Source organism: Listeria farberi, assembly GCF_014229245.1.
GTDB classification, from domain to species: domain Bacteria; phylum Bacillota; class Bacilli; order Lactobacillales; family Listeriaceae; genus Listeria; species Listeria farberi.
The window spans coordinates 164,577-185,575 of record NZ_JAARZJ010000003.1 but is presented as its reverse complement, the minus strand read 5'-3'; the positions used below and the strand labels follow the sequence as shown (position 1 = coordinate 185,575).

Sequence of the window (20,999 nt, the reverse complement as noted above, 5' to 3'; positions counted from 1 at the left end):
ATTACTTTCTTGCTACGAAAAAGATTCTTTCGCTCGTATCATTGGGTTTTTCATGACTAAAATCGGCATAAATATCAATTTTCGTAAAACCATATTTTTTTAATATATTTTCATAAGTAGCGATTGGATAGGTTCGTTCTTTATGCAGTTCGTCCACACGATTATACGTATCATCTTCACCTAAAATATAGAAGGTAAGTTCATGTTCGACAGAATGCGGATGTTCGCCAAGAAATGAATTCCAAATCGTTGAAATCTCTTCATCACTATCTCCGTAAGAATAATCTTTAAACCCTTGGTCCATTTTAAAGACTGAATGTACATCAAATAAAAATAAGCCATCTGTTTTTAAATGTTCTGAGACTGCTTGAATAGTAGCTTCAAGCGCTTGTTCTGTTTCCAAATAATTAAGTGAATCACAGAAACATGTGACAACATCAAACGTTTGATTTAATGCTAATTTTGACATATCTTGTTCTAATATCGGCAAATTGATTTCAGCAGCCGCTACTTTTTCTCTAGCAACTGTCACCATTTCTTTAGACAAATCTACACCAGTAACTTGATGACTGGAAAAACTTAATCGTAGCGCAAATTCAGCTGTTCCACAAGCCAAATCAAGTACTTTTTTAGGAGTATCTCCAATGAAATTAGCCGTAAATTCTAGCCATTCATCGTAAAGTTCGGAATCCATTAATCTATCATAGAAACCTGGAAAATGTTCGTAACTCATAGTAATTTCTCCTTAAAAAAACAGACGAGAATTTCCCGCCTGTTCTGTTTTTTATTATGAAATAAACGCCGCGGAAACGTCCACTAGTGGCGCATCTCCCCACAGTTTTTCTAAGTTATAGTAAGAACGTTCTTCTTTATGGAACACATGGATAATGACATCACCTAAGTCAATTAAAATCCATTGTGCTGCATCAAAACCTTCTAAACGTTTCACATCTACTTGATTTTCTAAAGCTTTTTCTTTAATTTCACGAGCAATTGCCTGCACTTGTTTGTCCGAATTACCATGACAGATTACAAAATAATCCGCAAAACTTGATAACCCCTTCATATCTAGTGCTAAAATATCCTCTGCTCTTTTATCATCTGCTGCCTTAGCGGTCAGCATTAATGTATCATAACTGTTCAAATTATTAATAGTCTCCTTCCAAGTTTAAATTAATAAAATAATTATATGCATCCAGAGTATCTGGAAAAACCAATTGTTGTTTTTTGATTAAATGCGTAATCGTATTCGATAAAGCGAATAACATTGCTTCGTCAAGTGATTTAAGTGCTAATCTACGCGCCTTATACACACCAGGAAATGTTCTTCCTTGTTCAGTGTAGTCTGCTAGATAAATAAGTTTATCGAAATCAGACATCGTAGCGCTTCCTGTCGTATGCAGACGAATCGCTTCTAATATTTCTGTATCCGTAATACCAAATTCTTTTTCTGCTAGATAGGCACCAACCGGAGCGTGCCATAGTGAACGATGAAACGCAAGTAAACGTGGATCATAACCCTCGTCCTCAATGATTTTTCTCGCTTTATCATCATCATAGTACTTGGCATAATCATGTAGTAATGCTGTAATTCTAGCCTTTTCTACATCCATATGGTAATGTTCTGCAAGTTCTACTGCTGCTTTTTCTACGCCTAAAGTGTGTTTAAATCGAGCATTCGGCATAGCTGCTTCTACTTTTTTTAGCACTTCATTTCTTTCCATAAAGTTGATGCTCCTTTATATATGACCATACTTTCTCTGGTAGAAAGGCACCTGCATTCTCAATATCATTCCTAATTTCTGTGGAAGAAATTGTCGTTTCCGGCATATTGATTTTAACGATATCATACGGAACTTCAGTTTGATAAAGTGGACGATTAATTCCAACGAATGTCACCATTTTTACCAAGTCATCTATATGATACCACTTTGGCAAATATTCTACCATGTCCCCGCCGATAATAAAATAAAAATCTGTGTCCGGCTGTTCGCTAATCATATCACGCATTGTATCATACGTATAGGATTTTCCAGTACGCATGAGTTCACGTGTATCAATTTCAAAGGAATCAATACCTTCTATCATCAATTGAAGCATTTCTAGACGCTCATCACTTGAAGCCATACCACTGATATGTTTATGAGGCGGAATTTTGTTAGGTAGAAAAAGAATTTTCTCTAGCCCGAGTTGCTGCTTGGCTTCTTCTGCCATGCGGAGGTGTGCTAAATGTGGCGGATCAAAAGTTCCACCTAAGATACCGACTTTATGTTTCATCGCAGGTTTCCTCCAGATTTATGGCAATTTAATTTGTTGCTTATTTATTGAAGTTTTGTAGAGAATGATCGTTCTACCAATAACTTGAACAATATCTGCGCCTGAGCGAGCGCTGATTTTTTCTGCAACCGTTTGTTTATCTTCTTCGCAATTTTGCAAAATAGAGATTTTAATTAGTTCTCTTGCTTCTAAAGCTTCTTTCACGTGGATAATTAAGTTTGGTGATACGCTACCTTTTCCTACTTGAAAGATAGGTTGGATATTATGCGCTTCTTTTCTTAAAAAACGTTTTTGTGTAGCTGTTAACATTAGTTTCCTCCTAATTGTTCGAGTACTGCTTCTTTCATCAGTGATCGCTCTGGCTTAATGCCAGTCCATATTTCAAAGGCAAGTGCCCCTTGATTAACAAACATTGGTAAGCCATTTTGGGTAATGGCACCATTTTTCTTTGCTTCTTTTAAAAAAGCAGTTTCCGCTGGATTATAAATAATATCAGAACAAATCGTCCCTCGCTTTACATTTGCCAACGAAATTGGGCTTTTATTTTTAGAAGCTTCTAAACCGATAGAAGTTGTTTGAATGATAATTGTAAAATCAGCCAGTTGTTTTTCTGCTTCTTCTAGTGTTAAAGCTTGATGATTATTATCTTTCGTCATTTCAATCGCTTTTTCCGCTGTTCGGTTGGCAACGGTTATTTTAGCATCTGTATGCGTTGTAAGTGCTAGATAAATTGCCTTACTTGCACCGCCTGCACCAGTGATTAAAATAGAATCTTCTTTTGTAATTGAGCGGATTTCTTCTAATCCTTCTAAGTAGCCTTTACCATCTGTATTAAATCCGTACCACTTGTTTTCTTTTTTCAGCACCGTATTCACTGCGCCAGAAGCTGCTGCAAGATCCTCTAGTTCGTCTAAAAATGGTAAAATACGCTCTTTAAATGGCGTGGTAATATTAAAGCCGCGCACACCAGAATCCATTAGTTTTTTGATTTCTGTTTCAAAAGTGTCTTCTTCTATTAAAACAGAATTATACTCCGCATTCATTCCAAGTTCTTGGAAAATCCGATTTTGCATAGCTGGGGATAACGAGTGACGAATAGGATTTCCGATAACAACATATTTTTCCAAATGATAGGCCTCCTTAGTTTTAAACGAGTGATGTTCGGATAGTTGCACTCACGCCTTCTGGAACCCAAGCAGTTACTTTCGCGCCGCCTTCTGGAATTGTAACCCAGCCAAGTCCGGAAAAGACAATATCTGCTTTATCTTTAATTGTGAACGAATACGGTACTAGCTTCGGAAGTGCCTCTATTCCTTCTTCTGTAGGCGGTTGAAGTACTAATCCTGCTTGGTTCTCATATAATGCATCCGCTTTTTCTAATTTCGTCCGATGAATCGGTAAATTATTAGATACATAGACTACGAATGATTTGCGACCACCTGAAACATAATCTAAGCGAGCAAGCGCCCCTAAAAATAGGGTTTGTTCTTCGTTTAATTGGAAGACGGCTGGTTTGACTTCTTTTTTAGGTGTAATAGCTTTTAGTGTCGTCGTATCAATAAAATGTGCCATTTGGTGATGATTGATAATTCCTGGTGTGTCAACAAGTACATTGCCATCTGCTAATGGAATTTCAATTTTATCCAGTGTTGTCCCTGGAAATTGCGATGTTGTAATTACATTGTTTTCTCCAGACGCTTGTTTGATAATACGATTGATAAGTGTTGATTTACCAACATTCGTACAACCTACAACATAAACATCTTGTCCATTTCGTAATTCTTCTATTTTCTCTAAAAGCGTATCAAAACCGTGACCTTTTTCAGCACTAACTAATACCACATCTGTTGCCGCCAATCCCTGTTCTTTGGCACGTGTTCTCATCCAGCGTGTTAATTTATCGCGTTTTAATGATTTTGGTAATACATCTTCTTTATTACCGACAAGTAATACCGGATTGCTTCCTGCAAAACGAGGAAGCCCAGGCAACCAACTACCATCAAAATCAAAAATATCCACCACATAGACAATCAAAGCTTGCTTCGAACTAATTTGATTTAAAATACGTAAAAAATCGTCGTCTGTTAGCGCCACATCTTGAATTTCATTGTAATGCTTTAGACGAAAACATCTTTTACAAATAACTTGTTCATTATTCAAGGATGATTTTGGCGCATAGCCGATTTTATCAGGATCTTCTGTTTGAATAATCGCTCCACAACCAATACATCTAATTTCTTCTGTCAAAGTGATTCCTCCCACTTAATTTGGTTTTTCTTTGCTAATCGCTTTAAAATAACGCTTTCCATCATTCGATTTAATTTTGTCGCCATACCATCTGTCTGTTTCACAGGACGAACAAAAATAGTTGTTAATTTTTGACGATTCCCACCGAATATATCTGTCATAATTTGATCACCAATCATCACAGTTTCTTCTGGTGTTGCATTCATTTCTTTTAGTGCCCAGCGGAAATTAGCACCTAAGGGTTTTTTTGCCCGCGCTAAATAAGGGACATCAATCGCTTTTGCCACACGAGCAACTCGTTCTTCATTATTGTTAGAAAAAATCATAACTTTGATTCCTTCTTCTTTCAATATAGTAAACCAGTTGATAACTTCATCCGTTGCATCTAGTTGATCCCAAGCAAGCAGCGTATTGTCAAGATCTGTCAAAATAGTAGTCTTTCCCATTTTATGCAGCTGCTCTGCTGTTATTCCAAATGGAGTATTCAACATTTTATCTGGTGAGAATTGCTTTAACACGTATTGGCACCTCATTCTTTTATTTAGTACAGTCTATTCTATCATACATTCAATTAGACTAATAATCTATAAATTTTACCATCTTTCTGCTTATTTTACAAAAAAACCTTAGAAAAATGCTATAATATGAAAGGATATGATTTTTTTAAGGAGGTACACTAATGTCAAAAGATTATGCATTAACTTGGGATTTAGAAAACATATATGTAGGCGGTAGTGGTTCAGAAGAATTACAGCAAACACTGCAAGAGGTAAAAGCTGATTTGGATAGCTTTGTTATGAATGTATCTGAATGGGAAGTTCCCGAAAATGCCGAAGCTTCAGTAGAATTTCTACTATTAGTTAATCAAAATGCAGACATCTCAAAAATTTTATTAACTGCTGGTTCTTTTTTAGAATGTCTAGCTTCAGCAGATGTGAATGATACTCGTGCAAACGAACTTTCTGCGTTAATTTATCAATATGTTGCTACTCTTTCGACGGCAGAAGATGAATGGCATGACAAATTTGCTCAAATATCTGACCGTGTTTGGGATGAACTAATGAAGCAAAATGGTTTATCACAAATTAGTTTTATTTTAAGTGAAGCACGTACCAACCGTCGTAAAAAAGGCAGTAAAGAACAAGAAGCAGCGATTAATTCTTTATCCGTAGATGGTTATCGAGGTTGGTCTGACCACTATGATACTATCGTTGGTAAACTCCGTATGCACGTTACAATTGATGGAGAAGAAAAAGATGTTTCTGCCGGTCAAGCGCTAAACTTGTTAAATCATCCTGATCGCGCTGTACGTCAAGCAGTTTTCAAAGAATATACGCGCGTTTGGCAAGAAGAATCTCGTTTATTTAGCGATACACTAAATCATTTGTCAGGCTTCCGCTTAGCTACATATGATATTCGTAACTGGGAAAATATCCTAGATGAGCCACTAGCAATTAATCGTTTAGATGAACAAACATTAAAATCTATGTGGAATGTTATCCAAACGAACAAGCCTACTTTTGTTCGATTCTTAGATAGAAAAGCTAAATTACTTGGTCTTGAAAAATTAAGTTTTTACGATGTTGAAGCTCCTCTTGTATTTTCAAGTGAGCCTAAGAAATATACGTATCAAGAAGGCGCCGAATTTATCATCGAACAATTTAATAAATTCAGCCCAAAAATGGCAAACTTCGCGAAGTCCGCTTTTGAAAAAGGATGGATTGAAGCTGAAGATCGTGATAATAAACGTCCAGGTGGCTTTTGTACGGATTTCCCGGTCGAAAAAGAAAGCCGGATTTTCATGACATATGACGGAGCTCCTGGTACTGTGGCAACTCTTGCACATGAACTCGGACACGCCTTCCACTCCCACGTTATTCGGGAAGAGCCATTTGAAAACACTGATTACGCAATGAATGTGGCGGAAACTGCTTCTACTTTTGCTGAAATGATTATTGCCGATGCTTCTGTAAAAGACGCGAAAACAAAAGAAGAAAAAATCACCCTACTTGAAGACAAAATTGGTCGTAGTATTGCTTTCTTTATGAATATTCATGCTAGATTTATTTTTGAATGTAATTTCTATGAGGCACGTAAACAAGGTGTAGTTTCAGTTGATAGACTTAACTCCCTAATGGAGGAAGCGCAACGTGAAGCTTACTTGGATGCTTTAGATGAATATCATCCGCAATTTTGGGCTTCTAAATTACATTTTTATATTGCTGACGTACCATTTTATAATTTCCCATATACTTTTGGTTACTTATTCTCACTTGGTATATATCATAAAGCACAAGCTGAGGGTGCAGGCTATGAAGATAAATATATTGCTCTTCTAAGAGATACGGGTTCTATGACTACAGAGCAACTTGCTGAAAAACATCTTGGAGTCGACTTGCGTAAAGCTGATTTCTGGGAAGAAGCAGTTGCCCTTGCAGCTAAAGATGTAGAAGATTTCCTTACTTTAACAGAAGAATATGTAAAATAAAAAAATCCAGGAGAATCTTTCTCCTGGATTTTTTATATCGTTTTTAATAATTCAATGATACAAGTAGCTGATTGTTTTGCAGCTAGATGAATAAACTCATCAAAAGACATTGTCGCTTCTTGATTGGCTAAATCCGATATAGCTCGGATAATGAGAAATGGAATATCAAATTGATAAGCTACTTGTGCAATGGCAGCAGCTTCCATTTCTACAGCTTTCACATCTGGGAAAAATGTTCGAATAATTTCATGTTGATCTGGACGCATAATAAATGAATCATTTGTAATTACAAGACCATATACTGCTTTATTTTCACTATCTGCAAAATAATCACGATAAATTGTCTCCGCTTTTTTCAAAAGAACAGCATCACCTTGATAAAAAGCTGGCATTCGGGGAACTTGGCCATATGTATAACCAAATTCAGTAACATCAACATCACCATATGCTAAGCGATCAGATATAATGACATCACCAATTGCTAAACCCTCACCTATGCCTCCAGCTGAACCTGTATTAATAATAATTTCTGGTTTAAAACGGTCTGCTAGAAGTGTGGTACCAAGGGCAGCATTAACTTTTCCTATGCCTGATTCTAAAAGCACCACTTCTTTACCGGCAATTTCGCCAATATAAAATTTTGCTCCGCCAATAATAACTTCTTCTATACTGGACATGGTGTTTTTTAAAAGTTCTACTTCTTCTTCCATTGCTCCAATAATGCCTATTTTCATTATGTAACCTCCAAAAAAGCACAGTCGTTAACAACTAACTTCTGTGCTTTTATCTTTTGTCGTTTGTTTTTAGCTCTTCTACTTTTGTTGGTTGCCATCCTTCACCATCTACCCATGTAATATAAACACGGTAAGCTTTATCAGGATTTTCTTTTGTGGAAAGTGTTCCAATTGCTTGAGTAGCAGGGTCAGCCCCTTGCTCTACAAACCAAAGAGATGTATTTGAGATTGGAATATCTGTCGCTGCTGAAAAAGCTTTACGTTTTTCTTGCCAGTCTACACTTGTAGAGCTGTAAGAATTCACATGATTGCCAGTTTGCTCAGTTCCAATTGGTTTCCAGTCTTTTGTAATAACTTTTGCCACATTAGGATCATCACTTTTAGTCGTTTCTGTTGATTTTTCATCCGAAGAAGTCGATTTTTTTTCGGAAGTTTTATTTGATTTAGCGGCATCTTCTTTTTTTGTATTGGAAGATGCCGTTTTGTTATCTTGCTGAGTTGGATCGCTTTCAGTTTTAAACAGAACAAAATATAGACTACCAATGATAAGTAAGCTTACCACGATAATTAAAAGATTTAAAACTAAATTCGTTTTTTTTCGTTTTGTATTTTGTTTTGAGCGAGATCCCTCGACTAGGTTTTGTTTAATGCGACGGTTATTTGATTGTCGATTATCTGCCATTTGCTTTCACCACCTTATAAGTAACCGCTGTATAAAAACAGATAAAATTAAGATGCAGTGATTTTTTCGATCTTAACACTCATGTCGCCAGCAGGGGTTTGGATAGTTACTTCTTCCCCTTCTTTATGACCAAGTAAACCTTTAGCAATTGGAGAATCGTTAGAAATCTTACCTTCAAAAGGATCTGCTTCTGCGCTTCCTACAATCGTGTATGTTTCTTCTTCTCCGTCTGGTAATTCAATAAATGTAACGGTGTTTCCAAGTGTTACTAAACCATTATGAGCTTCTGCTGCATCAATAATTTGAGCATTACGAATCATATTTTCAATAGTAGTGATACGACCTTCAACAAAAGCTTGTTCGTCTTTTGCGGAATCATACTCGGAGTTCTCAGATAAATCACCAAAGCTACGGGCAATTTTAATCCGTTCTACTACTTCTTTCCGTTTTACTGTCTTAAGTTCTTGTAATTCATTTTCTAATTTTGCTTTCCCATCTAGGGTCATTGGAAATACTTTTTCTGTCGCCAATCGTTTTCGCTCCTTTTGTTTGTTCATTATTGTATAGAAAAGCACGGAGATATCGCTCCGCACCTTCATAAAAAATATTACTACTCGTGAGAAAGATTAACATGTCACGCTTGAAATAGCAAGCAATTGTCTCTCTTTTTACTAGAAAAATTTTACCTTAAATTAATCTGTTTGACAAGTGTTACCTGTTACTTATACATGTTTTTGCAAGATTGATTCAATTTTAGTTGTCATCAAATCAATCGCCACATGATTTTCCCCGCCTTCTGGAATAATTATATCAGCAAACTTTTTTGTTGGTTCAATAAATTCGTTATGCATTGGTTTTACTACAGAAAGATACTGATCGATAACAGAATCCATTGTTCGACCTCGTTCTTTCATATCTCTTAATAGCCTGCGAATAAAACGAATATCGTCATCTGTGTCAACATATACTTTAATATCCATCAAGTCACGTAATCGCTTATCTTCTAAAATTAAAATACCTTCTAAAATAATTACTTCTCGTGGTTCTTGAATTTCTACTTCTTGCTTACGTGTATATTTTTCATAATCATAAATTGGTTTTTCAATTGTTTCATAACGACGTAGCGCTGCTATATGGGAAATAAGTAAGTCCGTATCAAAAGCTAACGGATGATCGTAGTTTACTTTTAAACGTTCTTCAAAACTAATATCTGCTTGATCATGATAATAGACATCTTGCGCAATCATTAAAATAGAGTGTCCACTAAAATGATCACAAATTGCTTTAGTTACACTGGTTTTACCTGAACCTGAACCACCAGTTACACCAACTACGATTGGTTTTTTTGTCATGATATGCCTCCAGTTTTCTTTCTTTTTGAGATAGATAAACCATCTCCGAGTGGAATAGTTGTAGTATCAAAATCAGGATGCGTCACTAAGAAATCATTAAAATGGCGCATTTTGCGAGCAACTCGAAGTTTACGCTGTTTTTCTGGTGACATATCAAGTGCAAGTCCTTTGAAAAGAACATTATCACTATAAATCACCCCATCTGGAGCAAGGGAATCTGTATAAATATGGAAAAACTTTTCATATTGCGCTTTGGCAGCATCAATAAATATGGCATCAAATGGACCATACTTTAAAATTTCTTCTGATCCTTCAATGGCATCCGTAAGCAAGACTTTTATTCTGTCAGAAGCCCCGTAACGCTGTATATTATGTATAGCTTCTTTATATCGTTCTTCATCACGTTCGACAGTGATAATCTCAGTTCCTGGAAGTTTATCTGCCATTTTTAAAGCAGAATATCCGATTGCTGTTCCAAGTTCTAAAATACGCTTTGGTTTTTGAATATCTAAAATTTGTAATAAACAATGTAACGAATCCGGCTCCATAATTGGTACTTCATGTTTCTTTGCATATATTTCTAATTCTTCAAAAAAAGGCGCGCTCTTCGGAATATGTTTTAATAAATAATCATGAATTATATCATTCACTGCTAAATCCCCTCATTTTAACAAACAAAGCACCTGTCAAAAGCATGCAAAACATGTTTCTGACAAGTGGTTCATTTTAATTATTTTTCGTAATATGCTCTTCTTTTAGTTTGTTGTGCTCTTCTAATGTTTTAGAGAAATAAACTTTACCAGTTTTCGTATTCGCTAAAAAGTATAGATAATCGCTTTTTTCTGGGTAAAGAGCTGCTTCCATAGATGTATCACCGCTATTAGAAATTGGACCTGGTGGCAATCCATTGTTTTTGTATGTGTTATACGGCGACTCTACTTCTAAATCTTTATAAGTTGTCTTGCTTTTATGTTCACCAAGCGCATATAGAACAGTAGGATCGGTTTGTAAACGCATATTTTTTGCTAAACGATTATAAAAAACACTAGCAATCATTTTGCGATCCACATCAGCAGTTGCTTCTTTTTCAATGATGGAAGACATTGTTAGGAATTTATGCACGGACATTTTTTGTTTAGTTAGTTCGTCGCGGTACTTAGCAATATTAACATCTGTTGCTTTGACCATCTCCGTAATAATTTGTTCAGCAGATACATCTGTTCCTTTAAAAGTATACGTAGCTGGATACAAATAACCCTCTAATGGATGTTTAATGGCCTTATTTAACACATCATTGGTTACTGTCTCTGGATATGCTTTTATCATGGAAGCAACAAACTCTGGATCATCCATTATTTTAAGAACATCGGCTTTTTTTAATTTAGGTTGATAAGCGACAATTCTATCAGCAATTTGGTCTAACGTGTATCCTTCTGGAATGATTAGTTTTGCAGGTACTACAGTTTTACCTTCTTGCATTTTTTTTACGATTTGATCTGTGTTCATCGCTGGACTGAATTCATAGTTCCCAGCTTTTAAATTCGTATCATTATTATATTTTACATAAAAAGAGAAAATAGAAGCGTTATTAATGACTTTTTTATCTTCTAAAATAGTAGATATATCTGAAATACTAGATCCTGCTGGAATTTCAACAGCGATCTTCTCTTTGCTTGCTTCGTCTCTTGGCTCTAGCTGAGACTTCACATAATAATACCCTGCAAAAGTTGCGATTACTAAAATTAGAATAATAACAGAAATAATAATTGTAATTTTCTTACCTTTTGTATTCTTCATTATAGACCTCATTTCATTGAAAACAATTCCTATCTATTATACCGATTATCTAAAAAAAATGCTATTCAATACGGAAAATTTTCTTAAAAAGTGACGTTTTTATGTTTTTTCGGTATAATAAACAGCGTGATTAAACGAACAAGACAGAATCGGTCAAGGACTTGCTTCTGCCAATTAAATAAAGATTGAAGGAGTCTTTTGGATGTTACATACGTTAATACAAAGTTTGCAAGATTTTACGATGTGGTTAGTAGACTCACTTGGTCACTGGGGAATTTTCCTCGGAATGCTCATCGAAAGTGTCTGCATTCCGCTTCCAAGTGAAGTTATCATGCTGTTTGGCGGATTTATGGCGGAAGCTGGGAAATTGAATTTCTGGCTCGTTGTATTTGCTGGTATCGCTGGTAACTTAGTCGGTTCACTGATTGCTTACTACATTGGTAAATTCGGCGGTAGAGCTTTAGTATTGAAATTCGGAAAGTACATATTCTTAAATGTGAAGCACTTGGATAAAGCCGAACTTTGGTTTGGTCGTTACGGAGCTAGAGCTGTATTTTTCGGTCGTATTTTGCCAGTTATCCGAACATTTATCTCTTTACCGGCTGGAATTGCCAAAATGAATGTCTGGAAATTTGTTATATATACGATTTTAGGTTGCATTCCGTGGAATATTTTTCTGACATGGCTTGGTTATTCATTAGGTTCCAATTGGAGCGTTGTGGAAAAATATACGCGACCAATTAGCTATTTAATGTTAGCTTTAGTTATTGCCATCGTTGTCTACCTTGCTTACAAAGTATGGAATAAACGAGCTAGAAACGCAAAATAAAAAGCATGTCTTGACAGTTTTTGTCAGGACATGCTTTTTAAAATATTATTCTTCGTCTTCGTCAGCAAGGAAAGTTGCAAGGATTTCTTCAATCATATCCCATTCTTCATCTGTTTCAACAGGTTTAAGTTGACCTTGTTTACCTTCTTCATCTTGGATATAACTAGACGCAAGAATTTCAATCTCTTCGTCTTCCCCTTTACCAGCTGGGAAATATAATACGTAAGATTTGTCAAAGTCTTCGGAATCAAAGTCAAAAAGAATTTCGTAAGCTTCTTCTTTTCCTTCTTCATTTGTAATCCAAATAATATTTTCTTCTTCATGATTATGGTTATGTTCTTCTGCCATTAAATTCACCTCAAATTAATTAGTAGTGTCCAAATAGGACTGTAAAATCATTACTGCAGCTAACTTATCAATTACTTCTTTTCGTTTTTTACGCGAAACGTCTGCTTCAATCAAAGTTCTTTCCGCGGCAGAAGTGGTCAAACGTTCATCCCAAAGTACAACAGGGAGTCCGATTCTTGACTCAAGTACTTCAGCATATATTTTGGAACTTTCAGCACGAGGTCCGATGGTATTATTCATATTCTTCGGTAGCCCAACAACGACTTTTTCAACTTCGTATTCGAGCACGAGCTCTTTTACTCTGTCATAGCCAAATTGTTTTCTGCTCTCGTCAATCTGAATGGTTTCAACACCTTGTGCGGTCCAACCAAGTGGATCACTTATCGCTACGCCGACTGTCTTCGAGCCGACATCTAAACCCATTATTCTCATTTCTCACCAATTTCGTTATTTTTCAGATACGCTTTAACAAGTTCCTCGATAATTTCATCTCGTTCTAAACGGCGTATCATGCTCCGGGCATCCTTGTGACGAGGTATATAGGCAGGGTCACCTGAGAGTAGATAGCCAACGATTTGATTTACGGGATTATAGCCTTTTTCTTCAAGAGCAACGTAGACTTGTTTCATTAATTTTTTTACATCTTCTTCAATTGAGTCATCGCCGAAGTTGTAAAACATTGTTTGATCTTTTGAATCCATAATCGAAGCACCTCATTCCTTCATGTATCTCTATTCATTTTACACCATGTGAACGGAAATAACAAAGAAAAATGAAGTGCTTTATTGAAAATTTATGCTTGTTGTTCTCTCACCCATGTAGAAACATAATCAAGAGCTGTTCCTAGTTCAGCTGGATTTTTACCGCCAGCTTGCGCCATATCAGGACGTCCGCCACCATTTCCGCCGCATCGTGTCGCAACTTCTTTTAAAAGTTTACCAGCGTGATAGCCAGCTTTGATTGCATCTTCTGAAACTGCAGAAATCAAGTTTACTTTATCACCTTGAACAGCGCCTAAAACAAGAACACCACCAATTTTTTTATCTTTCCAGTTATCAACAAACTGACGTAATTGGTTCATATCTTTCGCATTTACTTGTTTTGCAATCACTTTAACACCACCGATTTCTTCTGGTGATTCAAAAATATCAGCGCTTGCAGCACTTGCTAATTTGCTTAATAATGATTCGTTCTCGCGTCTCACTTCGCGCAAGTCAGCCTGTAATTGTTCTACTTTTTGTGGTGTTTCTTTAGTTGTTGTTTTTAGTAGACTCGCTGCCTGTTTTAATGTATTTTCTTGTTCCGTTACAAAGCGATATGCTTCTTTGCCAGTAACAGCTTCGATACGTCTAGTTCCTGCTCCGATACCTGTTTCGGATACGATTTTAAATAGACCAATATCGGCTGTATTTCGGACATGGACACCGCCACATAGTTCAATGCTATATTTGCCTACTTGTACAACTCGTACAATATCACCGTATTTTTCGCCGAATAGTGCCATAGCGCCAAGTTCTTTTGCTTCCGCTATTGGCATTTCTTCAATTACGACATTGATTTGTTCCCAGATTTTTTCATTGACAATTTCTTCCATTTTTGTTAATTCTTCTTCTGTAATTTGACCAAAATGAGAGAAGTCAAATCGTAAACGATCTGGTGAAACGAGTGAACCTGCTTGGTTAACATGTTCGCCCAATGTATCTTTAAGTGCACGATGTAAAAGATGTGTTGCTGTATGGTTTTTGATTGTTTCACGGCGTTTCACTGTGTCAACAGTCAGTTTCACTGTGTCACCTGTTTTTAAAATACCTTCTTTTACAGAAATACGGTGTAAATTTTGTTTGTTTGGTGCTTTTTGAACATCTTCTACATAAGCAAGCCCAGTTTCGCTTTCAATAGTTCCCTTGTCCGCAACTTGTCCGCCGCTTTCTGCATAAAATGGCGTTTCTTTGAAAATAACTTGCGCTTCATTTCCAGCAGTTATTTCGTCAACAAGAGTGTCATTTTGAATTAAATACAAGATTTCCGAAACGTGCTCTGTTGAGTTGTAGCCAACAAATGCACTTTTTTCGGTTAAATTAGCAAGCAGTTCACCTTGCACTTGCATAGATTTTACATCAGCACGAGCAGAGCGAGCACGGTCACGTTGTTCTTTCATTTCTGCTTCAAATCCCGCATGGTCAACTTTTAAGCCGTGATCTTCTGCGTATTCTTCTGTTAATTCAACTGGGAAACCGAATGTATCGTATAATTTAAAAATATCTGCGCCTTTAATCACTTGTTCGTTCGTTTCTTTCGCCGATTTTAGTATTGTTTCCAAAATTGCTAGACCTTCGTTTAATGTTTCGTGGAAGCGTTCTTCTTCTGTGCGAATCACTTTTTGGATAAAGTCTGTTTGGTTTTCTACTTCTGGATAGAAACTATTCATGATTTTCCCAACTACGGGTACTAATTTGTACATGAATGGTTCATTGATTGTTAGGACTTTTGCATATCGAACAGCACGACGAAGTAAACGACGTAAAATATATCCACGTCCTTCATTGGACGGTAATGCACCATCGCCAATTGCAAATGCTACGGTACGAATATGGTCAGCGATTACTTTAAATGCCACATCATTTTCTTGTGAATGGCCGTATTTCACGCCAGCAATTTGTTCTACTTCACGAATAATCGGCATAAATAAATCCGTTTCAAAGTTGGTTGGCGCGTCTTGAATGATGGAAACCATACGTTCAAGCCCCATCCCGGTATCGATGTTTTGTTTAGGAAGTGGTGTATAGGTTCCATCCGGATTATGGTTAAACTGAGAAAATACAAGGTTCCAAATTTCTAAGTAACGTTCATTTTCGCCACCAGGATATAGTTCTGGGTCACTTTTGTCATCTCCGAAAGCAGGTCCGCGGTCGTAAAAGATTTCACTATCTGGGCCACTTGGTCCAATACCGATATCCCAGAAATTATCTTCAATTTCCACGATATGATCATCACTTAAACCGATTTTTTCGCGCCATAAAGTCTTTGCTTCTTCGTCTTCAGGATAAACAGTTACATATAATTTATCAGGATCAAAGCCAATCCATTTAGGACTTGTTAGAAATTCCCAAGCAAAAAGAATTGCGCCTTCTTTAAAGTAATCACCAATCGAAAAGTTTCCTAGCATTTCAAAAAATGTATGATGACGAGCTGTTTTACCTACGTTTTCAATATCATTTGTACGAATTGATTTTTGTGCATTAGCCATTCTTGGATTATCCGGAATAACCGAACCATCAAAGTATTTTTTCATGGTTGCCACACCACTATTAATCCAAAGAATCGTCGGATCGTTATTTGGTACAAGTGGAGCACTAGGTTCGATAGTATGCCCTTTTTCTTTAAAGAAATCCAAAAATAACTGTCTTACTTCTGCGCTTGATAATTGTTTCATCTTTTATTTCCTCCTTTTGGTTTTTACAACAAAAAAAGCCTATATGATTGCTCACAGGGACGATTTTAGTGAAATCGCGGTACCACCCTGTTTGCAATGATATAGACTTTGTATCATTACCTCTTCAGTTATCTGTTAACGTGGATAAGACGGATCATCTAATAGGAGAGCAACTTCGGGACAAGCGTGGTTTTCCTTTCAGCCAAGGGAAAACTCTCTAATCACGTGGAAACCAAAATCATATTCCTATCATGTATCAATATTTATTCAACAATAAACTAAATTATAAAGAACGGATGGCTAAATGTCAACTGTTTATTAGACTGTTCGTTGATTGTTTCTTTTCAACAAAGCTTCCGTTTTTAAGTGTTAGTTTTATATCTGACACTTTGGCAATCTCGGGGTCATGCGTCACCATGATAACGCATTTACCTTCTTTATGCGCTAAATCTTGGAATAAGGTAACTACCTCTTTACTTGTTCGTTCATCTAAGTTTCCTGTAGGTTCATCTGCAACGATTAATTCCGTTTCACAACATAATGCCCGTGCGATTGAAACCCTTTGCTGCTGTCCACCACTTAAAGTCAGCACTTTTTGGCGCGCCATTTTCTCCGTAATGCCCACTTTTTCTAGCATGCTAAGTGCAAAAGCTTTTTTATCTGGCTGATTGACATGGGTAATCTCCATTGCCGTTGTAACGTTTTGAAGAGCGGTCATATACGTCAATAGATTATAACTTTGGAATACAATGGATACATATCTATTTCTAAATTGTTGTAAGCCTATGCTTTTGAGCGAACTACCTTTATAGTAGATATCGCCTTCTTTTTGCGTATCCAGTCCTCCCGCAAGAGATAAGAAGGTTGTTTTTCCTGAGCCTGAACTTCCGACTACTGTGTAAAAAACACCAGCTTCAAAATCATAATTTATATCACTTAAAATCGATTCATCTTTTGTTTTATACCAATAAGAGATATTTTCAAACGTCAATACTTTGGTCATATCGTCACCTACTCCTGTTTAGTTAGAATTGTTTTTGGATTCATACGAAGAACGAGTGCAGCTGGTAAAAGAACAGAGATAAAGGCAATTCCTATGCCAATCCCTCCCATTTTCAGCATATCTTCTAACGTAACTTGAATGTCTAACTCTTTGATTTGTTCCGTATTTTTCGTCAAGTTACTCACACTCTCTCCAAATCCACCTGGACCGCCTTGGCCACCGCCACCAGGACCACGGTTTTCTGTTGAACTTGTGGTTTCTGTAGTAGATGAATTCTGTTGTGCCAGTAATTGATTACCTGCTAATTGTGCTACATAATGACTACTTGCAGCGGCTAATCCAAAGGAAACAAGTGCTACAATCAAAATTTCAACAAAGAATTGCGCAATTAATTTACCACGCTTCTCGCCTATTGCTAGAAGTACACCCATTTCATATTTACGATCACGCACTTGCATCATTACGAGTAAACCTAAGATTAAAGCACCTGCAATGCTGACAATATAAACCACATTTTTAGAGAAAGATGCCACGCTGTTGATTGGTCCAATCATCTGTTGATAAAGTGTATCATTGGCATCAAGTTTAAATGTATCCCAATCAATACTATCAACTTTTTTTGCTTCTTTTTCAAAAGCAGCAATATTAGCTGCATCATCCATTGTATAAACGGCGGAATCAACCGTGTTTTTATAATCAGAACCTTTAATTGTATTTGCTACTGTATAAGGAACATATACCTTGTTATAAGGATTTAGGAAAGAGAAATTTTGTGCCATATCACTTCCAGAATCCGTTGTTTTATAAATACCAACAATTTTTAATGTTACTTTTGTATTACCATCACTTGATGTAACAGTGAAAGAATCGCCAACTTTCCAATTATTTTCTTCTGCTAAATTTTCTTCTACCATAGCTACATTTTTATCTTTGTCAGCAGAAGTAATTGCTACACCACTTGTTAATTCACTAGTTCCAGCTTCAAAATCAGTACTAGTTGCAGAGTCAAGTAATCCACTAATGCTTAAATCCGCATCTACCATTTGCGGTCCACCTTGGCCGCCTCCTGGTCCTTGTGTTTCAGTTGTAGTGGATGATTCATCACTTGAAGAAGATGTATCACCGGAAGACTCAATCGGATCAAATCCGGATGCTAGAGCTTGTGTACTGGAATAGTAATTGTAACTTGCTACATGATTTAATCCCGCCAAATCATTAGCATCACTGACATCTATCGGACTGCTTTGAAATTGTGGTTTAGATTCAGTAGAGCTACTATCGCTACTTGAAGCCTCATCACGCATTGTCTGCATTTGTTTTTCTCGGTCGACGGTTAATGTCACTGTGCCGCCTAGCTGTTCTCTTGCCAATTCGCTTGCTTTATCTGCAGCAGATTGAATAGTAAAGCCTGATAAAATAAGTACACAAACAACTGTAAAAATAATTAATTGTAAAACAGATCTGCCTTTTCTTGCTTTCATGCTGAGCCATGCTCTCTTAAAAAAATTCATGTATTTTCCTCCATTTCCGTTTCTACTCCACTAAGATTACTGGGCAGTTATGAAGAAACTATGAACAAACTATGATGCATATTTTAAACTTTCGCGAAAAAAATAATTTGGCTTGATTATTGGGTCTAATTAGTCTAGTTTTAATGTAAGAGGAGTGAATACAAAATATGAAACTACTTATGATAGAAGATAACGTTAGTGTTTGTGAAATGATAGAAATGTTTTTTATGAAAGAAGAAATTGATGCCACCTTTGTTCATGATGGAAAACTTGGTTATGAAACATTTTTTAAGGATGATTTTGATATTGCAATTATTGATTTAATGTTACCAAATATGGACGGAATGACAATTTGCCGTAAAATTCGTGAAGTTAGTGATGTTCCAATTATTATTTTAACGGCAAAAGAATCAGAGTCAGACCAAGTGCTTGGTCTCGAAATGGGTGCAGATGATTACGTAACTAAACCATTCAGCCCACTTACATTAATGGCTCGTATCAAAGCAGTTACTCGTCGAAAAAATAATCATTCGACCACTGAAAACGATGAAGATATTTTGGAGACAACTTATTTTAAAATTAGTAAACGCACCCGGGAAATTTTTTATCAAGGCGAGCTGCTTGATGCTTTGACTCCGAAAGAATTTGATTTACTTTACTTTCTAATGCAACATCCTCGTCAAGTTTTTTCAAGGGAACAGTTACTTGAGCAAGTCTGGGGTTATCAATTTTACGGGGATGAGCGTACAGTGGACGTTCATATCAAACGTTTACGCCAAAAAATCGCAACAGACACGAAGCCGTTTTTACACACTGTTTGGGGTGTAGGCTACAAATTTGATGAAACGGAATGAAGCGAATGAAATTTAAATATGCCTACCAACTTTTTTTCACACAATTTATCATTTTACTGATTGCTTGTATTATGATTGGTGTGCTTGTTTCTCACTCACTGAAAGACTATTTTTATCAAAGCCAAGTCGATGATTTGACTAGTTATGGTGAAACAATTTCGATGGACATTCGCCACTCACCGCAAGATGCGACAATTCAGGTTCTTAATACGTATCAGCGCATTTTAGATGTTAAAAAGATCCATTACACCATCAAGAATGCAGATGACGAAACAATTTACCCTGCTCAGCTCAATCAGCCATTACCAAAAGATTTTTCGATTTCAAAAGATGATAAGAAAAAACTAAAAAGTGGTGAAACAGTTAGTAAAAAAATCGACAATCGTTTTAATCGTGAAATGACCATTGTTTATGTGCCAATTATGGACGGCGATAAATTTGTTGGATCCATCGTCTTGAATTCTCCAATTAGCGGAACTGAACAAGTGATTGGAACAATAAATCGTTATATGTTCTATACTATTTTATTATCGATTACGATTGCACTTATTTTGAGTGCTATTCTGTCCAAACTACAAGTCAATCGGATTAATAAATTGCGTTCAGCGACAAAAGATGTGATCCAAGGCAATTATAAGGCACGACTAAAAGAGAATAATTTTGATGAGATTGGCGCACTTGCCATTGATTTCAACAAAATGACACAAACACTTGAGACCTCTCAAGAAGAAATTGAACGACAAGAAAAACGCCGTCGTCAGTTTATCGCAGATGTTTCCCATGAAATGCGTACTCCACTCACAACAATCAGCGGCTTAACAGAGGGACTAGTAAATGATATCATTCCAAAAAGCGAAACAGATCGCTGTATTGCTTTAATAGATACAGAAGCAAAACGGTTAACAAAATTAGTTAATGAAAACCTGGATTACGAAAAAATACGTAGTAATAAAATCAAACTACAAAAAACGCGTTTTAATGGTTATGAATTTTTAGAGTTAATTAAAGAACAACTAGATTATGTTGCTAATGAAAAAGGTAACGCGATTACAGTAAATATTGATAAAGATATGTTTATTTACGCTGATTATGATCGTTTAACTCAAGTATTTATTAATATTGTTAAAAATAGTGTCCAGTTTACTAAAAATGGTAAGATTACATTAACGGGTACCCAAGATTATAAGGAATCTGTATTAACTATTACGGATACTGGTATCGGCATGAATACAGAAGAATTAGAACAAATTTGGGAACGATTTTATAAAGCAGATATGTCTCGGACGAATACAGCTTTCGGTGAATCAGGAATTGGACTTTCAATTGTGAAGCAGTTAATTGAATACCACGATGGAACAATTAGCGCTTCGAGTGAGCCAAATAAAGGCACGACATTTACGATTCGTTTACCATTTTTCCAAGATAATGAGCAATAAAAAAACAC

24 protein-coding genes are annotated in these 20,999 nt (G+C 36.3%); 4 read left to right on the top strand and 20 right to left on the bottom strand.

Annotated elements, in window-relative coordinates:
• Window position 1: 1 nt before the first annotated feature.
• From HCB45_RS04035 to HCB45_RS04000, 8 genes are read right to left on the bottom strand one after another with little or no spacing between them, the layout of a single operon-like run.
• Complete coding sequence (locus HCB45_RS04035) at window positions 2-733, bottom strand: class I SAM-dependent DNA methyltransferase (protein WP_185618930.1); 732 nt, start codon at window positions 731-733, stop codon at window positions 2-4.
• Between the two features lie 54 nt (window positions 734-787).
• On the bottom strand, window positions 788-1,144 hold the full coding sequence (gene rsfS / locus HCB45_RS04030) for a ribosome silencing factor (RefSeq protein ID WP_003721994.1): 357 nt from the start codon (window positions 1,142-1,144) through the stop codon (window positions 788-790).
• Between the two features lie 4 nt (window positions 1,145-1,148).
• The gene (gene yqeK, locus HCB45_RS04025; protein WP_185618928.1) at window positions 1,149-1,724 is read right to left on the bottom strand and encodes a bis(5'-nucleosyl)-tetraphosphatase (symmetrical) YqeK; all 576 of its coding nucleotides are present in this window, start codon (window positions 1,722-1,724) and stop codon (window positions 1,149-1,151) included.
• On the bottom strand, window positions 1,711-2,277 hold the full coding sequence (locus HCB45_RS04020; protein WP_185318815.1) for a nicotinate-nucleotide adenylyltransferase: 567 nt from the start codon (window positions 2,275-2,277) through the stop codon (window positions 1,711-1,713). The genes yqeK and HCB45_RS04020 overlap by 14 nt, the downstream gene beginning before the upstream one ends.
• A gap of 18 nt (window positions 2,278-2,295) precedes the next feature.
• Window positions 2,296-2,586: a ribosome assembly RNA-binding protein YhbY gene (gene yhbY / locus HCB45_RS04015; protein WP_185318816.1), complete on the bottom strand. Its 291-nt coding sequence runs from the start codon at window positions 2,584-2,586 to the stop codon at window positions 2,296-2,298.
• Window positions 2,586-3,404 (bottom strand): shikimate dehydrogenase, encoded by an 819-nt coding sequence (gene aroE, locus HCB45_RS04010; RefSeq protein ID WP_185318817.1) that lies wholly within the window; start codon window positions 3,402-3,404, stop codon window positions 2,586-2,588. Before aroE ends, yhbY begins: the two co-directional genes overlap by 1 nt.
• Window positions 3,405-3,423: 19 nt before the next feature.
• On the bottom strand, window positions 3,424-4,524 hold the full coding sequence (yqeH, locus tag HCB45_RS04005; RefSeq protein WP_185318818.1) for a ribosome biogenesis GTPase YqeH: 1,101 nt from the start codon (window positions 4,522-4,524) through the stop codon (window positions 3,424-3,426).
• On the bottom strand, window positions 4,521-5,042 hold the full coding sequence (locus tag HCB45_RS04000) for a YqeG family HAD IIIA-type phosphatase (RefSeq protein WP_185618926.1): 522 nt from the start codon (window positions 5,040-5,042) through the stop codon (window positions 4,521-4,523). The genes yqeH and HCB45_RS04000 overlap by 4 nt, the downstream gene beginning before the upstream one ends.
• Window positions 5,043-5,203: 161 nt before the next feature.
• Between HCB45_RS04000 and HCB45_RS03995 the strand changes: the two genes are divergently transcribed.
• Window positions 5,204-7,012, top strand: coding sequence for a M3 family oligoendopeptidase (locus HCB45_RS03995; protein WP_185618924.1), 1,809 nt, complete (start codon window positions 5,204-5,206; stop codon window positions 7,010-7,012).
• Window positions 7,013-7,044: 32 nt separating this feature from the next.
• On the opposite strand, the gene HCB45_RS03990 is transcribed toward HCB45_RS03995, so the two are convergent.
• The 6 genes from HCB45_RS03990 to mltG form a co-directional block, all read right to left on the bottom strand.
• On the bottom strand, window positions 7,045-7,746 hold the full coding sequence (locus HCB45_RS03990; RefSeq protein ID WP_185618922.1) for a 5'-methylthioadenosine/adenosylhomocysteine nucleosidase: 702 nt from the start codon (window positions 7,744-7,746) through the stop codon (window positions 7,045-7,047).
• A gap of 49 nt (window positions 7,747-7,795) precedes the next feature.
• On the bottom strand, window positions 7,796-8,428 hold the full coding sequence (locus tag HCB45_RS03985; RefSeq protein ID WP_185607761.1) for a YrrS family protein: 633 nt from the start codon (window positions 8,426-8,428) through the stop codon (window positions 7,796-7,798).
• A gap of 47 nt (window positions 8,429-8,475) precedes the next feature.
• Window positions 8,476-8,958 carry a transcription elongation factor GreA gene (greA, locus tag HCB45_RS03980; protein WP_003722004.1) on the bottom strand — a complete coding sequence of 161 codons (483 nt, stop codon included), beginning with the start codon at window positions 8,956-8,958 and terminating at the stop codon, window positions 8,476-8,478.
• Window positions 8,959-9,150: 192 nt separating this feature from the next.
• Window positions 9,151-9,780: a uridine kinase gene (gene udk / locus HCB45_RS03975; RefSeq protein WP_003762345.1), complete on the bottom strand. Its 630-nt coding sequence runs from the start codon at window positions 9,778-9,780 to the stop codon at window positions 9,151-9,153.
• Window positions 9,777-10,430, bottom strand: a complete 654-nt coding sequence (locus tag HCB45_RS03970) for an O-methyltransferase (RefSeq protein WP_185318823.1) — start codon at window positions 10,428-10,430, stop codon at window positions 9,777-9,779. The genes udk and HCB45_RS03970 overlap by 4 nt, the downstream gene beginning before the upstream one ends.
• A gap of 76 nt (window positions 10,431-10,506) precedes the next feature.
• Window positions 10,507-11,577 carry an endolytic transglycosylase MltG gene (gene mltG, locus HCB45_RS03965; protein WP_185618920.1) on the bottom strand — a complete coding sequence of 357 codons (1,071 nt, stop codon included), beginning with the start codon at window positions 11,575-11,577 and terminating at the stop codon, window positions 10,507-10,509.
• A 202-nt stretch (window positions 11,578-11,779) separates the two neighbouring features.
• Between mltG and HCB45_RS03960 the strand changes: the two genes are divergently transcribed.
• Window positions 11,780-12,406, top strand: coding sequence for a DedA family protein (locus tag HCB45_RS03960; protein WP_185618918.1), 627 nt, complete (start codon window positions 11,780-11,782; stop codon window positions 12,404-12,406).
• 45 nt (window positions 12,407-12,451) lie between these two features.
• On the opposite strand, the gene HCB45_RS03955 is transcribed toward HCB45_RS03960, so the two are convergent.
• The 6 genes from HCB45_RS03955 to HCB45_RS03930 all read right to left on the bottom strand — a co-directional run bounded on the left by HCB45_RS03955 (window position 12,452) and on the right by HCB45_RS03930 (window position 18,701).
• The gene (locus tag HCB45_RS03955) at window positions 12,452-12,754 is read right to left on the bottom strand and encodes a DUF1292 domain-containing protein (protein ID WP_003722010.1); all 303 of its coding nucleotides are present in this window, start codon (window positions 12,752-12,754) and stop codon (window positions 12,452-12,454) included.
• 15 nt (window positions 12,755-12,769) lie between these two features.
• Window positions 12,770-13,186, bottom strand: a complete 417-nt coding sequence (gene ruvX, locus HCB45_RS03950) for a Holliday junction resolvase RuvX (protein WP_003762351.1) — start codon at window positions 13,184-13,186, stop codon at window positions 12,770-12,772.
• Entirely contained in the window at window positions 13,183-13,455 is a 273-nt protein-coding gene (gene reoM, locus HCB45_RS03945; RefSeq protein WP_003719797.1) for an IreB family regulatory phosphoprotein ReoM, read from the bottom strand. Before reoM ends, ruvX begins: the two co-directional genes overlap by 4 nt.
• Window positions 13,456-13,547: 92 nt before the next feature.
• Window positions 13,548-16,187: an alanine--tRNA ligase gene (gene alaS, locus HCB45_RS03940; protein ID WP_185618916.1), complete on the bottom strand. Its 2,640-nt coding sequence runs from the start codon at window positions 16,185-16,187 to the stop codon at window positions 13,548-13,550.
• 307 nt (window positions 16,188-16,494) lie between these two features.
• Entirely contained in the window at window positions 16,495-17,190 is a 696-nt protein-coding gene (locus tag HCB45_RS03935) for an ABC transporter ATP-binding protein (RefSeq protein WP_185318827.1), read from the bottom strand.
• Between the two features lie 8 nt (window positions 17,191-17,198).
• On the bottom strand, window positions 17,199-18,701 hold the full coding sequence (locus HCB45_RS03930) for an ABC transporter permease (RefSeq protein ID WP_185618914.1): 1,503 nt from the start codon (window positions 18,699-18,701) through the stop codon (window positions 17,199-17,201).
• A gap of 167 nt (window positions 18,702-18,868) precedes the next feature.
• Between HCB45_RS03930 and pieR the strand changes: the two genes are divergently transcribed.
• Window positions 18,869-19,555, top strand: coding sequence for a two component system response regulator PieR (gene pieR / locus HCB45_RS03925; protein ID WP_185318829.1), 687 nt, complete (start codon window positions 18,869-18,871; stop codon window positions 19,553-19,555).
• On the top strand, window positions 19,552-20,991 hold the full coding sequence (gene pieS / locus HCB45_RS03920) for a two component system sensor histidine kinase PieS (RefSeq protein ID WP_185318830.1): 1,440 nt from the start codon (window positions 19,552-19,554) through the stop codon (window positions 20,989-20,991). The genes pieR and pieS overlap by 4 nt, the downstream gene beginning before the upstream one ends.
• Window positions 20,992-20,999 lie beyond the last annotated feature (8 nt).